The following is a 14,663-nucleotide window of genomic DNA, read 5'->3' on the forward strand; positions in this document are numbered from 1 at the left end:
CGATGATACTGCGGGCATGACTCGCGGCCGGGCATCTGCGCTGGTGATAGAGACTCGAGGTCATGCGCGATCAACTAGCCTGGGGCGCGATCGGTGCATTGTTGGTCGGCTTGGCCTGCGCTAGCCCGGACGGCGGTGACGGGGGTCGCACCACCCACGCCGATGGCATCGCGGGCACGGCTCTGGAGACTGGAGCGAGCGGCGGCGACGAGTCCGACGCTGGCGGTGGCGACGACGCGGCCGCTGACAGCGACAGCGACAGCGACGGCGAGCCCGAGATCAAGTTCGACCTCGGCACGGTCCCCGACGCCCCCACCAACTGCTTGGAGGCCGGCAACGACGACGCGTACAGATACATCTGGGTGGCCAACAGCTCACAGGGCACGATCTCGAAGATCAACACGACGACGCTGATCGAAGAGGGTCGCTACGTGGTCCGCCCAGACTCGGCCGGCAGTCCGTCGCGGACGTCGGTCAACCTCTCGGGTGACGTCGCCGTCGCCAATCGACATGGTGGGATCACCAAGATCCACGCGCGGGTCGAGGACTGTCAGGAGCAAAATGGTCAGGGCGGAGTCCAGACGTCGTCAGGCCCAAACGACGTCCTCGCCTGGGGCACCGAGGAGTGCGTGGCCTGGTACACGCCGATGAACGTCAGCTCGCAGCGCCCGGTCGCGTGGGACCAGGGCGACTTCGACCAGGCCACGTGCGAGAGCTGGAACGCCAAGGTCTGGACCGCGACCGCGACCGCCGGACTGGTCACGGTCTTCAAGCTGAGCGGCGACGACGGCACAATCGAGGCCTCGGCGCCGATCCTGGGGATCACCGCTTCAGGCTACGGGCCCTACGGCGGCGCGGTCGACGGCAACAAAGACTTTTGGTTCATCCATCGCGACGGCTCCTCGTTCCCGCTCGTGCGCGTCGACGCCGACACCCTCGGCTACACGATCTGGCCGATCCCCGCGCCGATCGGCCCTTACGGGTTCGCGATCGACCCCGAGGGGCGCCCCTGGATCGCCGGCTACCAAGGCGGCATCGCGCGCTTCGATCCCGACGACGAGACCTGGCAGATCAACCCCGACGTGACCGGCGTCGGCATCATGGGCGACTCGCTGGGCGCGATGTGGATTGCCCACTACCCGTGGTCGACCGAGGGCGTCTCGGCGCTCGACATCGAGACCATGGAGCTCATCGACTTCATCGCCGTGCCGTCGAACCTCGGCAAGGGTGTCTCGGTCGATTTCGAGGGCTATGTGTGGCTGGTCGACATGACCGACAGCGCGTTTCGGATCGACCCCGACACCCACGCCCACGTCGTCTACGACGGGCTGACGGGCCCCTACACCTATAGCGACATGACCGGATTTGGGCTCGCCAGCGTGACCAAGCCCCAGGGGTGATCGGGGACGTGCAGGGTCGTGAACTCCGCAGCGTCTTCAGTCGGTCGACTCGGGGTCGGGAATGGGCGATGTGCGTCAACACCAAATGCGGCTCAGACGCCCGTCCGCGGGCGCGTACGCAAGCTGCTGCTGCGACACCGTACGCACCAAAGTTTGGATTCGGGTGCTAACGACGCTATATCTCGCCGCGATCCGATGCTTCGTACCAAGCCTCAGCGTGTCCTTGCCTGTCTCGCCCTCGCCGCCTCCCTGACCGGAGTCGCAGGCTGCGGTGGGAGCCTCACTCGTGCCCACGACGCCCTCGCCGTCGGCGACGAAGCCGAAGCCGAAGTTCAGCTTCGCAAGGCGCTCAAGAGCGACTCGACCCGGGTCGAGGCAGGGATGCTGCTCGCGATCATGCTCGCCGATCGCGGCGACAAGATCGGCGGCGACCAACCCAAAGAGGCCGAGGAGTTCTATCGCGAAGCGCTGTCACTCGACGCGAAGAACGAGGCGGCGCGGATCGGCCTGGCCCGCCTGCTCATGAAGCGCGGGTTCATGGACGAGGCCAACGAGCTGCTGGCCATGGAGGGCTGCCGTGGCTGCGGACGCCTGACCTCCATGATGGTCCACGAGAACGCGGCCACCGCCCTCGCAAACGGCGACGTGCTGGGCGCCCGGGCGCTGTTCGCAGACGCGTTCGCGCAGGGCAACGATCCAATGGACGCGCTGGGGGTCGCCCAGACCTGGCTGGTCCCCGCGCATCGCGACCTCGCCCAAGCCCAGGCCGCGCTCGAAGCCGCGGCCCCGCTGATCGGCCGCGGTCAGCTCGAGGCCGAGCGGCGCTTTCAAGAGATCCGGGTCCAGCTGCTCGGGGCCGCGGCGGCCGCCCGCAACAACGACATGGTCGAGGCCCTGTTTCGGGTCCGCACCGAGACCCTGCGCGACGAGCCCGAGTTCGATCTGCGGTTTCGGATCTCGCAGGCCCAGTTTCGCAATGGGGACTCCGACTTCGCGATCCAGCGGATGACCAGCCTGCTCGAGAACTCGGGCCAGTACCTCGAGCCAACCCAGCGCCAGGTCATGGACGCCGCGCTGGTCGTCATGTACTCGGCCCGGGCCGCGCAGTACCTGCAAGCCGGCGACCCGGTCGGCGCGGTCAAGGACGTCGCCAACGGGCTCAAGATCGATCCCGGCAACAACCGCCTCAAGCTTCAGCAGGTCCTGGCGATCGCCGCCAACCGGTTGCCGCTCGCGTTCACCGAGCTCGAGAAGGCGAGCAAGGGCAAGGACCGAAACGAGGTCGAGGCGATCCTCTACGCGCTCGAGGTGTTCGAGCAAATGGACGCCAACAAGACCAACAAGGCCTACGACGCGCTCGAGAAGGCCGAGCGGCTGAGCCCGAATTTGCCAGAGGTCGTGCTGGCCCGGGCCTACGTGCTCGCCGACTCCCGCAACGAGGACATCAAGAAGAAGGAAGACATGCGAGACGCCCGCAACGAGGGCGGCGTCAGCTACCCGAAGGGCCGCATCAACCAGTACCCTGGCGCGCTCGCGTACATCGCCCGCGCCAAGGCGGGCGTGCGCGAGCAGGGCGTGCTGCATGCGTTCCGCGGCCCCGGCTTCGACCCGCGGCTCACCGCGCTCGAGGGCAAGATCCGCGAGTTCTACCCCTATGCGGTCGAGTGGCACGCGGACAGCGGCGGCCTGATCGAGATCATCTCCGAGGGCGAGCAAAACAGCGTCGAGTACAGCGGACCGCACTGGCTCAAGGGCACGGCGATCGCGTCGACCAACAGCTCGGCCGAGATCCCCGTCCCGCACATCGGCCTGGTCTGGCTCGAGTACAAGGGCAAGCGGGTCGCCGTGGTCGTCGAGGACCACGCCCACATCAAGGTCAACGTCGGCCCGCCCGCGCCGGCCCCCGCGGATGCTGCGGATGCTGCGGCAGACGCCGCCGCCGAGTTCGATCTCTAGCGCCGCGCCGTCCAGGGGGATCCGCTCACGGGATCAGCAAGATCCGCCCCTGCTCGACGAACATCTCGAAGTAGGCGCCGTTGGGCTCCCACCAGCTGTGGCCGCCCAGGTCGGCGCCGGTCTCGATCAGGATCCCGGCCGTCGTCATGCCCAGCGCCAGCGCGTGGGTCTGTGGTCCGGCCGGCGCACAGAAGCTGCACGCGAAGTCGCCGCCACCGCAGGCGGCGAGCTCGAAGTCGAAGTGCTGGGCGCCCACCAGCTTGATGACCGGTGCGCCGACGAACTGATCGTAGACCGGCAAGAAGTTGTTGTTGGTGTTGCACTGCCCGGGCTCGGCGATCGAGCCGCGCACGGGCACATTTACCTGGGCGACGGCATCGAGCCCGATGCCGTCGCTGTCGACCGAGTCGAGGCCGACGTAGGCGAGCGCGTTCGAAGCCTCGGCGGCCGCGACAAACGCCGCGAGCCCACCCGCAGAGAAGCCCGCGTACACGGCAGCGTCGGGCTCGAGCGCATCGGCGAGGGCCGCGATCGCCTGACCGTTGAGCTCGTGGTTGATCGAGAAGCTGTTGGTGCACAGCGGGACCGCGTAGACCTTCACGCCCCAGCTAGCGATGTGCTCCGCGGCCTCGGCCATGTCATCGATGCTGCGCATGAAGCCGTGCGCGAGGAACACCGGGACGTCGCTGGCGAGCGTCTCCGGCGTGTAGATCTCATAGTCGAGGTCGCAGCTGGGCAGCGCCTGCATGGAGCCGGCCGTCACGCTGACGGCGTGGGGGCCCAGCTGATCGTAGTCGTCTCCGAGTGGGTCGCCGTCGCCGTCGCCGTCGCCGTCGCCATCACCATCGCCATCGCCCGCCGTGTCCCCGTCGCCATCGCCGTCGCCATCGCCCGCGGGATCACCGTCGCCATCGCCGTCGCCGTCGCCGCTCGGATCGCCGTCTCCGTCTCCGCCTGGATCTCCGTCTCCATCTCCCGTCTCGCTCGTGCCCGCCTCCGCGCCTGGCTGTACGTCGTCGTCCGTGCAGCCCGCCGTGACGACCACGCCGATCCACGAAACTGCGAATAAACAACGTACACCCGATACAAAACACCGTTCTGTTGCCATGGCAGAGTAGAGCCACAGGTCCGCGATGGCGTCAACCCCGTACACTCACATTCCAATACCCGCCATGGTTTCGATTAGCTGGCTCACCCACTTTGCATGATCAGAGCGCGTACTCGCGGCCGACCTCCGCGATCACAAACCCCGCTTGCTCGAGCTCGCGCCGCTGCGGCGAGCGTGGATCCAGCGTCGGGTTCGAGTGGTTGAGGTGGATGAACCACAGCTCGAACTGCGGCCCCAGTCGATCCGCGAAGCGCTCCATGGTGTCGACCATCAGCGGGTGGCCAATCTCGCTGACATCGCGACCGGGGAGCTCGTCGCCGTCGTGGAAGGTGCCGTCGACGAGCAGCAGCTGCACGCCGTCGAGCGCGGCGTCGATGTCGAGCTCCCACTTGGCCCAGGGATCCGTGTCGGGAATGTACAGCGCCCGCTTGCGTGGACCGGCCAGGTACCAGCCAAGCGTGTCGGTGTACTCGCCCCGATGCGGGACCAGCAGCGGCGTCGCCGTGAGTCCGTCGCCGAGCGCCACGCTGCCCCCCGGCTCGGCGACGCTCGGCTCGATGTTGTGGAGCCGCACCAGCTGATCCCACGGCGCGTTGGTGGCCAGGAACTCGACCATGCGCGCGCTCGCGTAGACGGGCACAGCGTCGGCGCTCCCCGCCTCGTAGCCGAGCTGGGCGAGCCCGAGATAGTGGCCCATGTGCGCGTGGGTCAGGAGGATCCCGCTGAGCGGAGTTCGGTCGACGCCGCCCACCACCAGCTCGCGCACGTCCGCGAGCATGTCGAGCTGGCGAGCGAGATCAGGCGTCGCGTCGACCACCCACACGCCGCGCGACTGGGGCGCGATCACGGCCACGCTGGCGACCGGGCTCGCGCGGCCGGGATCGCTGCGGGCCGCGTCGCAGCGCGGACAGTCGCAGCCGATGTGCGGTAGCCCACCGTCTTGCGCGACGCCGAGGATCCGCAGGCGGGGCCCGAGCTGGGCTGGCTCCGGGACCGCTCGATCGGAGGCGGCCACAGGCTTGGCCACAGGCTCGGTGGTTGGCTCAAGCCCGGGCTCGACTTGCTCGCACGCGCAGTCGCGCGGGCTGGGAGTCACCGTGCAGCCAACCACCAGCCCCCCCATCCAAGTCAGCCTGGTCAGCCTGCGCACGTCCGCAGCATACCCAACGCCCGCGCGTGAGATCGAGCGCGCCCGCGCGGACGCAGTGGTGACCCATACCACCTGACGTCGGCGCGAGATTCGATAGCGTTCGTCCCGGCATGTCGCAGGCTGCAACCCAACTCGATCAACAGGTCCGCGCGACCATCCCCTGCACGGATCCCGCGACTGGCGAGCGGCTCGGCGAGGTTCCGGCGCTGACCCACGACGAGGTTCGTGATCGGATCGCCCGCGCCCGCGCGGCGCAGACCTCGTGGCGGCGCACCTCGTTCGCCGAGCGCCGCAGGGTGCTCGCCCACATGCTCGAGATGTTGCTCGAGCACGCAGACCGACTGTGCGAAGAGATCTGCCGCGACGCGGGCAAGACCCTGCACAACGCGATGCTCGGCGAGATCTGGCCGCTCGCCGAGAAGCTGCGCTGGACGATCGCCCACGGCGAGACCCACCTGCGCAGCGAGACCGTGTCCTCGGGGCTGCTGCAGCACAAGCGCGCCCGCGTCGAGTATCACCCGCTCGGTGTGATCGGCGTGATCACCCCGTGGAACTTCCCGCTGCAGAACATCTTGGGCCCCACGATCCCGGCGCTGTTCGCCGGCAACGCCGTGATCATCAAGGTCAGCGAGTGGACCTCGTGGTCGGCCGAGCCGTTCGAGCAGCTGCTGCATCGCTGCCTGGCCGACTGTGGCTACTCCAAGGACCTGATCCAGATCATCACGGGCTACGGCGACACCGGGGCCGCGCTGGTCTCGGGTGGGGTCGACAAGATCGTGTTCACCGGCTCGATGCGCAACGGCAAGCGGGTGCTCGAGGACAGCGCCAAGACCCTGACCCCGGTGATCCTCGAGCTTGGCGGCAAAGACCCCATGATCGTGTGCGACGACGCCAACCTCGACCAGGCCGCCCACGCCGCGGTCTCGGGCGCGTTCATTGCTTCGGGCCAGATGTGCCTCGCGGCCGAGCGCGTGCTGGTGTTCGACGCCGTCTACGATCAGTTTGTCGCCAAGGTTCAGGACATCACCCTGCGCATGCGCCAAGATGCCCCGCTGTCGGGCAAGCTCGTCGACGTCGGCGCGATGACCATGCCCGCGCAGCTCGAGATCGTCGAGGAATTGGTCAAAGATGCGATCGCCAAGGGTGCCTCGCTCAAGGCTGGCGGACGCCGGACCAAGGGCAAGCCCAGCAAGCACTACTTCGAGCCCACGATCCTCGCTGACGTGACCGACGACATGCGGATCATGCACGAAGAGACGTTTGGCCCGGTCATGTCGATCATTCGGGTCGAGGGCGAAGACCAGGCCGTGCGCGTGGCCAACGAGACCGCCTATGGGCTCAGCTCCTCGGTGTTCACGACGGACCCCGTGCGCGGGCGTCGGATCGCGGATCAGATCGTCGCCGGGTCGACCTGCATCAATGATTGGGCGCTGATGTACATGGTCCAGGATCTCCCCTTTGGCGGGATCAAGGGCAGCGGGTTTGGTCGGCTCAACGGCCGCGAGGGGCTGCGGGCGTGCACGAACACCAAGGCGGTCGTCGAGGATCGGCTGCCGATCCACCGCGCGATCAAGCTGTTTCCGGGCCGGCGCTTCGACTACGACGTCACCCGCGAAGGTGTGCGGCTGCTGTACAGCAAGGGCGTGGCCAAGAAGCTCGACGCGCTGGTCGGGCTGGGCAAGGCCCTGCGCAAGCGGGCGATGTCGTAGGCTGGGACTACCCCCCTACGTGCACCCCAAAGTCGACGGGGCCGGCGTTGATCGGGACGTGGAACTGGACGAGGTAGCGTCCGGCTGGCAGCCGAGCCTCGGGCATGATCACCAGATCATCACCAATATGGTTCTCGACGCCGCGCTCCGAGCAGGCCCCGCAGCGGCGCAACAATAGGTTGCCGCCCTTGCGAATCCCGTCGCCGGTCGCGTGAACGAAGCGCTTTCCTGCGATCGCCGGCCCAATCTCGATGATGTCTTCGGTGAAGGCCATGCCCTCATACGGACCCATGACGTCCCTCGCGTCACAGTCGACCCGGCGCTCGAACACGGGCCGCGACGCGCTCAGCCGCGCGACGGGCTCGGCCTCGCACACCACGCCCATGTCGACGTTGCCGTCGCAGTCCGGGTAGTTCGCGTAGACCGCGAGCATTTGCTCACGACCGAGCCCCACGATCGCCGCGAACGCGGCCTCGACCTCGGACACCGGGCTATTGATCGCAAGCAGCCCGTCGAACATCAACAATCGGTCGCGGCCGTAGGTCTCCGAGATGAACGCGAGGAAGTGCGCGACGCGGCTGTAGTCCGAGACGCCGCTGATCTTGTCGGAGTCGCCCATGATCAGCTCGGTCAGGCGCTCGCGCGACGCCATCTCGTAGACCGGATAGGGGTCCCCAAAGTGAAACGCCAGCCCCTCCTCGAGCACCGCCGGCAGCCGGTCGCCGTCGCGCGCATGCACGATCTCGTGCATGTGCGGCACCCACTCGGAGAACACCAGCCCCTCGCTGCCGCAGCCGATGACCGCGGGGCCCTCGGGACAATGCGCGGCCACGTCGTCGAGCCAGTAGTATGCGATCTGAACTGGAGCTGAATTCAGGGCTTCGAGCACTCTGCCCGCGCGCTGATCTAGATAGGCTCTAGTCCCACCACATAATTGCTCCGGGTGATCCGCGCTGAACGTGACGTGCTCGCCCTCCCACGCGACCGCGGGGAGATCTTGGCAGCCGGGGAGCAGGGTGATCGTGCACCCGATGACAACGCTCGCCCAACGCTCATGCTGGGCACGAAGCATCAATTGTGTCTAACACGAGCCCGCGATCGGACAATCGCCACGCAAAACGTTCGGAGGCAGCGCCTCAGGTGTCGCCGGGGTTGAGCCGGCCTTGACGGCGAAGCTCACTCGCCAGGAACGGTTCGTCTGTCTCCAGAGCCCAAATTGGAAGTGCGGCGTGACCGGGCGGAGCACTCCAATAGCGCTCCGCAGCTCGCCGCCGCGTGACAGCGAGTGCCCTGCCGTCGAGGTTGAGCGCGCGAATTGTGTGCGAGACAGCTTCACGATGTTCGAGTCGTGCGTCTGGTCCAACGACCGTCTTGAACGTCCCAAAGTCGATGGCGAACCATCCGCGCTCAATCTCGAACGGGTCGAGAACATCCGGGATCGCAGACTTCACGCTGTTGACGAAGGCATGGGCGAGACGGTAGTTCGACCACATGTATGCCAGTAACGGATCTGTCGCGTTGCGAAGCGCGACAAAGTGATCCGTCGTGGGTGTCTCCACCGGCTCAATATACCGCGCAAGGTAGGCGCAGTAGCCACCATACGCCCGATGCAGGGCTGGCATTGCCCGCCTCCAATAAGGGTAGCGGCGCAGCATCGCAGCGCTGACATCTTCGACGCGCGTCACCTGGGCGGTGATGTTTTTGCCCTTCCAGATTCGCAGCGGTCGCAGGCCGGCGAGCTGCCGGATGGCGTCCTCTCCACGCTCATAAACGTCGTGGCGAAAGTCGTACGTCGAGGCCTCGGGCTCAGGCCGGGGGCTCACCGGGATCACGGCGACCAGCCCTTCGAGCGCCGCCATGCCCTCCAGTTCAGCCAAAACGGATCCGTGTCCGCGAGCACCCCACGCAAACGAGTGCGCAAATGATCGGCACGCTCCTGCGAGGCGTCCGGGTCTGCCATTAACGCCGCGGCGTCTTTCATGGCGGCCTCCGCCTCGCGAGAATACGGCGCAGTCTCGTCAAATACATCGGACTCCAACCACATGAGCGCGTCGCCACGTTTGTGCCACTCGTCTCGCTCGATGACGACGGTTCCATTCTCGAGGTCGAGCTTCCACAGGGCATCCTGCTTGGGATCAAACAGCGGCTCAATCGAGGTGAGCACCAGCGGAGAGTGAGTTGCAACGATCAGCTGCACATCCGGTGCGTCGCCCTCTCGCCAGCCAGCGATCGCCTTCATCAGGCCCGGGAGCACCGTGCGCTGCCAACGAGGGTGCAAGTGAGTCTCGATTTCGTCCACCAGCATGATGATCTGGCGCGAAGGAGCGATCGCGCGGCGTGTCGACTCCGCCTCATGCTCTGACATGGCCCAGGCCAACAAATACGCGAGCTTGCACATTCGCCGGACACCGGCAGGCGCGTACGTGATCGGCACATCTTGCCCATATGGCATGCGAATGGTCGGGAGCTCCCGAACGTCATCGAGGGATGGCCGCACGAGCTCACCCGGCTCGAGAGCCTGGTTGTCGGGCCCAAGCGCTGCCAGGAGCTCGACGAGCAGCTCGAAGCGCGGATCGCCTGCGCGCTGCCACTCCCGCCACTCGTCGACGAGACCCAGGCAGAGCGTCTCCTCGCGTTCTTGCCCGGCTGCTGTCACTCGCCTCCGCAAGCCCCAGAGCACCTCCGATGACGTGAATTGGTACGCGGCTGGAGACTCTGCCTCGCCGCCGTCCGCACGTGAGTAGAGCCGGTAGTTTCGGGCCGGGTCCCACACCGAAAACGAGCCATCCACGCGCGCGTACATGACCAGGCCGGGATTTGGTGGCCGACCCGACCTACGCTTCCAGTATTGGCCGTCGGGCATCCACCTCGACTCGGAGCGGGAGATCGCCGACTCGCCGTCGAAGTCATGGCTGATGCGGGCGTCCGGTGCGGACGGAACCGCGGCGACCTCGTGCCAGGTGCGAGTCAGCGACCACCAGGCGGCCTCCAACAAGAAGGACTTGCCCAACCCGTTGTCGCCGGTCAGTAGGTTGAGCCGGGGGCCGACTGGATTGAGGACGAGGTCCTTCGCAGGGCCGACGTTGTGGAGCGCAAGCTTGCGTAGCATCGGAGTCCCGCCCCGAGCGTAGCCCCTGGCGCGCCGTGATTCACGTGGGCGAGCCGGAGGGTGTCGGCAGACCCGTGTGCTGCCTCACCTCTCTCGCCATCAGACGTGTCGACAGCACTAGTTGCCACGTCGCGCGAAGTCCCGCGCAACCTGAACGCGCCCGAGCTCCAGCTCGCGCCGCGCACCGTGGTGATCCACGCGCGTGATCACGTCGACGTCACTCCACTCCACCGCCACCAGCGGCACGGTGACCACCACCGTCTGCGCGTCGCTCAGCAGCTCCACGTCGGCGATCTCGGTAGCAACCAGCTGCCCGTGATCCCAAAATTCCACCGACTGCTCGCCCGAGCGCTGCGCCGGGACGGCCGCGTCGTACACCCACCAGTCTTCGCTCCCATCGGCGAACAGCATGCCCACCAGGATCTGCCCGGTCTCCCCGGGCGGCTCGGCGGCGCCGCCATTCCACGAGGTCAGCGTTTGAATCCGATCATAGGTCTTGTTCCACGTCCAATCCGACACCCACGCGTTGCCGCAGTAGCTCATATAGTCGTGAGCCGCGGTCGGCGTGTACATGTGAAAGTCGCGGATCCCGAACCCGTAGACGCCGATCTTGCCGTCGGCGTGGGGGTACGAGGGATCGGGCCCCGCCGAGTCGGCGCCAGGGCAATAGACGTGGCTCAGACCCTGATTGTGGCCAACCTCATGCACCCACGTGCGCGCGCTGTTGGTCGGCGCGAAGGTCTGGGGGTCCTCGCCCATCTCGGGGTCGCCGGGATCGTGGTGCTTGTAATACACCGTCGCCGCGACCCGACGATCGCTGTCGTTCATCCCCGGCCCAGCCAGGTTGGCGATGCCCGCGACCATGTTGACGCCGGATCCGCCAACATCGACCAGCGCGTGGTAATAGACGTTCGCGGCCGCCCCATCGTTGATCTTGAGCGCCCGCGTGGGCCCGAGCAGCGAGCCCAGGTTGGTGATGCGCTCGTCCCAGACCAGCGGCTCGTCGCGGATCGAGATGTTGATGGTCTGCACCGGATTTTGTTGCAGCAGCAGATCATGAAACAGCTGCAGGTCCTCGGCGGTGATGTCGGGGTAGCGCGGCGGGTCGGGCCACTGGTAGTCGACCGGCACGATCACCAGCTCGAGCTCGAGCGGCGTGGTCTCGAACCCGAACGGCTCGGGTTCGGCCGGCGCCGCGCTCACGCCCTCGCTCAGGCCCGAGACGTCGATTGCCTTGTCGGACTCGCGCAGCTCCAGCCAGAACTCAGCTCCGGGCTTGGCGTCTTTGGCGAGCAGGCTGAAGTAGAAATTCGTGTCGAGGTTGCGCGGATCCGAGTCGGCGGTGACAAACAGCTTGCGCTGGCTGATGATCTCTTCGCCGCCGTCGGCCGGATACACGTGCAGGAAGCCCGTCAGGTCACGATCGATCCACGCGGTCGGGTCCTCGATCACGTGCTGAAACCGGACCAAGGTGTCGCGATCCCGAACCAGGTAGGCGTTGCGCTGGTCGGGGCCCAGATAGTTCGCCCCGTCGGTCAGGGCGATCGCGGTGCCCTGGTTGGCCTCGACGCCGACGATCGAGATGCCCATGGCCGGGCCGCCGAGCTCCGGGGCTGGCGGCTCCGTGGACGGCCCGGTCTCGTCGCCCGTTTCGGTGTCGTCGGTCGTCGCGCTGACCGTCTCGTCGCCACAGCCGGCCGCCAACGACATCAGCGCGAGTGAAGTGGCGCCTGCAACACAGATCAGACCAGACAGAGCCCTCATGGCGAGAGTCTACGCGGTTTTCAGCGCGATCACCCTCGCCCGAGCTCGGTGAGCGCGTGGACGGGACCGCTCGGATCACCCCTGGGGCGCGGTCGAGGCCCTCTCAGCGGTTTTTCTCACGACCCGGGACGGGTGTGCTCCCTGCCGGCCATGATCCCCGCAGGTGACCGCCCCCGACCAGCACGCGCTGTTCGCCGAGTTCGAGGCGCTGTATCGGGCGCAGTTCGGGTTCGTGTGGCGCTCGTTGCGGCGCTTTGGCGTGCCCGAGGCCGCGCTCGACGACGCCGCTCAGGACGTGTTCGTGATCGTGCACCGCCGGTTCGGCGTGTGGGATCAGGGCGGGTCGGTCCGGGCCTGGCTGTACGGCGTCGCGCGGCGGGTCGCGTCGGCTCACCGCCGCACCGATGATCGGCACCAACGCAAGCTGGCCGCGCTGCCGACCGACGAAGCCCGCGACGGCCTCGAAGATCGGCTTGGCGCGCGCCATCGGCTCGAACAGATCGCGGCGCAGATCGACGCGCTCGAGCCCAGCCGCAAGCAAGTCTATGTGCTCATCGAGCTCGAGGGCCTCAGCGCTCCCGAGGCCGCCGAGGCGCTCGGCTGCAAGCTCAACACCGTCTACTCACGCCTGCGGCGGGCGCGTGCGGACCTCGAGGCGGCCCTAACCCAGCCGCCAGCACCCGAAAGCAGGAGCCATGATCGAACTGGATGAAGCGACGCGCCACGCACTGTTGGCGCGGGACGGACCACCTCCGGGCACCAGCGAGCAGATCCTCGCGACCTTGCGCGTTCGACTGGGGCCGGGCTCGGGCGGACCGGGCCCGGGCGGACCCGAGCCGCTCGCGGGCGACGGCGCCGTCGCGTCTGCGCTCGAAGGAGTCGCCGAGGCCGGGCGAGCCGCGTGGGTGGCCAAGGTCATCGGGGCCACGGTCGGCCTGACCGGCGCGGGACTGCTGGTGCTCAAGGTCGGCGCCATGACGATCAACGCCGCGGGGGTCCGCGACGACGCACCGCCGACCCAGGACGTACAGGTGCAGGTCGAGACAGCCGACGCTGGATCGGTCGGTGACGACGCGGCGACGGAGCAGCCCGCGCCGAACCTGACCGAGCCGCCCGAGCCAAGCTCCACGAGCGCGGCCGACTCGAGCGGCCTACCCCGAGCCGAGCGCAGCTCGTCCGCCGTCTCCCGTGACGACGACGAGCGCGACGACGCCCGCTCCGATCTCGCGGCCGAGGTCGCGCTGCTGCGCGACGCCAAGCAGCTGCGAGCGACGGCGCCCCAGGCCGCGCTCGAGCAGCTCGAACGACATCGCGCGCAGTTCCCAGCCGGCACGCTGGCGCCCGAGCGCGACGCACTCCGGATCGAGCTGCTGTGCGCGCTCGGTCGCGTGACCCAGGCCGAAGCCGCGCGCGAGCAGTTCGCAGGCACGCACCCGGGCTCTCCGCTGCAGGCCCGGATTGAAACGACCTGCGCCGGGACGGATCCCGAGCGCGGCGGTGACTAACTGGTTCAGAGACCCAAACTCATGACCTCTTCAAAATTATTGTGCTTGGTTTCACTGCTCTCGCTCGCGGCCTGCGACATTCCCAGCAAGTCGATCGGCGACGATGACGGCGGCTCGACCACCGACGTAGATGAAGGCGGCGACAACGGCGACGGCGACCCGGCGGACTGCGAGGCGCTGTGTGGCAGCTTCGAGCGCGAGTGTGAGTACGACGCGTGCTGCAGCTGCGCCATGGCCGGCGGCTCGTTGATCATCTACGAGAGCTATCCGCCCCAGTACGCCTGCGATATGGCCAACGGACCGCTGCCGGGCTGGGAGTCGCCGATCTGCGACTGGGGCAACTGCGAGGATCAGGTGTCCGAGCTCGCGATCGACGAAGTCTTCGAGCCGGCTGGGGTGACGCCGCAGCAGGTCATCGACGTCATCGGTCCGCCGATGGAGACGTCGCATGTCTGGGACGACGCCGACGTTCAGCTCAACGTCCCGGGGCCCATGACCGTGGTCTCGTTCACCGCGACCCCAACCGGGACCTATCGCGGGGTCGAGGGCATCTGGGTGCCACCCGAAGATCTACCGAATCTCGAGGGGGAGTGCTCCTCGAGGGTCGAGGTCGACGTGGACGTGTCTCTGACCACGACCGACGGCGCGCTCAATGAGGCGTTCGAGGGTGTGGTGTACAGCTCCGGCGACGCCAACCTCGACTTCAATTCGCCCGGCGTCGCGCTGCGCCACTATTTTGCGTCGGACGGTGGGTTCAACGGCACGCTCGAGCTCAGCGCCCCCGATGCCCAGTCGACCCTCGATCCCGAGGCCCAGCTGAACGTGCAGTTTGGGCGGATCGACGACGGCGGGGATCCGCCCGAGCGCTTCGGCTCGCTCACCGTCGGCGTGGAAGTGATCACCGATGAGTGGGCCGGCTACGGCTGGGCCGAGTTCGGGCTGTGGTGGGACGAAGGCTGATC

General features: G+C 67.4%; 12 protein-coding genes. 6 read left to right on the forward strand and 6 right to left on the reverse strand.

Going from position 1 to position 14,663, the window contains the following annotated elements:
* The first annotated feature begins 62 nt into the window (after positions 1 to 62).
* Together ENSA7_RS37270 and ENSA7_RS37275 are read left to right on the forward strand one after the other, a co-directional pair.
* A complete protein-coding gene (locus ENSA7_RS37270) occupies positions 63 to 1,400 on the forward strand; it encodes a Vgb family protein (protein WP_106094185.1) in 1,338 nt (445 codons plus the stop codon).
* A 195-nt stretch (positions 1,401 to 1,595) separates the two neighbouring features.
* Positions 1,596 to 3,356, forward strand: a complete 1,761-nt coding sequence (locus ENSA7_RS37275) for a tetratricopeptide repeat protein (RefSeq protein ID WP_106094186.1) — start codon at positions 1,596 to 1,598, stop codon at positions 3,354 to 3,356.
* Between the two features lie 25 nt (positions 3,357 to 3,381).
* Here ENSA7_RS37275 and ENSA7_RS44610 read toward each other — a convergent pair whose 3' ends face one another.
* Both ENSA7_RS44610 and ENSA7_RS37290 read right to left on the reverse strand, forming a co-directional pair.
* Positions 3,382 to 4,401, reverse strand: coding sequence for a lipase family protein (locus ENSA7_RS44610; RefSeq protein ID WP_181234480.1), 1,020 nt, complete (start codon positions 4,399 to 4,401; stop codon positions 3,382 to 3,384).
* Between the two features lie 163 nt (positions 4,402 to 4,564).
* Positions 4,565 to 5,614, reverse strand: a complete 1,050-nt coding sequence (locus ENSA7_RS37290) for an MBL fold metallo-hydrolase (protein ID WP_146158580.1) — start codon at positions 5,612 to 5,614, stop codon at positions 4,565 to 4,567.
* A gap of 110 nt (positions 5,615 to 5,724) precedes the next feature.
* Here ENSA7_RS37290 and ENSA7_RS37295 point away from each other — a divergent pair, with 110 nt between their 5' ends.
* Positions 5,725 to 7,323, forward strand: coding sequence for an aldehyde dehydrogenase family protein (locus tag ENSA7_RS37295; RefSeq protein ID WP_106094189.1), 1,599 nt, complete (start codon positions 5,725 to 5,727; stop codon positions 7,321 to 7,323).
* Between the two features lie 7 nt (positions 7,324 to 7,330).
* On the opposite strand, the gene ENSA7_RS37300 is transcribed toward ENSA7_RS37295, so the two are convergent.
* The 4 genes from ENSA7_RS37300 to ENSA7_RS37315 form a co-directional block, all read right to left on the reverse strand.
* Entirely contained in the window at positions 7,331 to 8,155 is an 825-nt protein-coding gene (locus ENSA7_RS37300; RefSeq protein WP_106094190.1) for a hypothetical protein, read from the reverse strand.
* A gap of 304 nt (positions 8,156 to 8,459) precedes the next feature.
* Entirely contained in the window at positions 8,460 to 9,182 is a 723-nt protein-coding gene (locus ENSA7_RS37305; protein WP_106094191.1) for a hypothetical protein, read from the reverse strand.
* Complete coding sequence (locus ENSA7_RS37310) at positions 9,152 to 10,315, reverse strand: AAA family ATPase (protein WP_244924037.1); 1,164 nt, start codon at positions 10,313 to 10,315, stop codon at positions 9,152 to 9,154. The genes ENSA7_RS37305 and ENSA7_RS37310 overlap by 31 nt, the downstream gene beginning before the upstream one ends.
* Before the next feature lie 234 nt (positions 10,316 to 10,549).
* A complete protein-coding gene (locus ENSA7_RS37315) occupies positions 10,550 to 12,196 on the reverse strand; it encodes a zinc metalloprotease (protein WP_146158581.1) in 1,647 nt (548 codons plus the stop codon).
* Positions 12,197 to 12,359: 163 nt separating this feature from the next.
* On the opposite strand from ENSA7_RS37315, the gene ENSA7_RS37320 reads away from it, so the two are divergent.
* Genes ENSA7_RS37320 through ENSA7_RS37330 form a run of 3 tightly spaced genes read left to right on the forward strand, consistent with a single transcriptional unit; the run spans position 12,360 to position 14,661 of the window.
* Positions 12,360 to 12,908, forward strand: coding sequence for an RNA polymerase sigma factor (locus ENSA7_RS37320; protein WP_106094194.1), 549 nt, complete (start codon positions 12,360 to 12,362; stop codon positions 12,906 to 12,908).
* Complete coding sequence (locus ENSA7_RS37325; RefSeq protein WP_146158582.1) at positions 12,892 to 13,701, forward strand: hypothetical protein; 810 nt, start codon at positions 12,892 to 12,894, stop codon at positions 13,699 to 13,701. Before ENSA7_RS37320 ends, ENSA7_RS37325 begins: the two co-directional genes overlap by 17 nt.
* A 21-nt stretch (positions 13,702 to 13,722) precedes the next feature.
* Entirely contained in the window at positions 13,723 to 14,661 is a 939-nt protein-coding gene (locus ENSA7_RS37330) for a hypothetical protein (RefSeq protein WP_146158583.1), read from the forward strand.
* Positions 14,662 to 14,663: the final 2 nt, after the last annotated feature.

It is taken from the genome of Enhygromyxa salina (assembly GCF_002994635.1).
Classification (GTDB): domain Bacteria; phylum Myxococcota_A; class Polyangia; order Nannocystales; family Nannocystaceae; genus Plesiocystis; species Plesiocystis salina_B.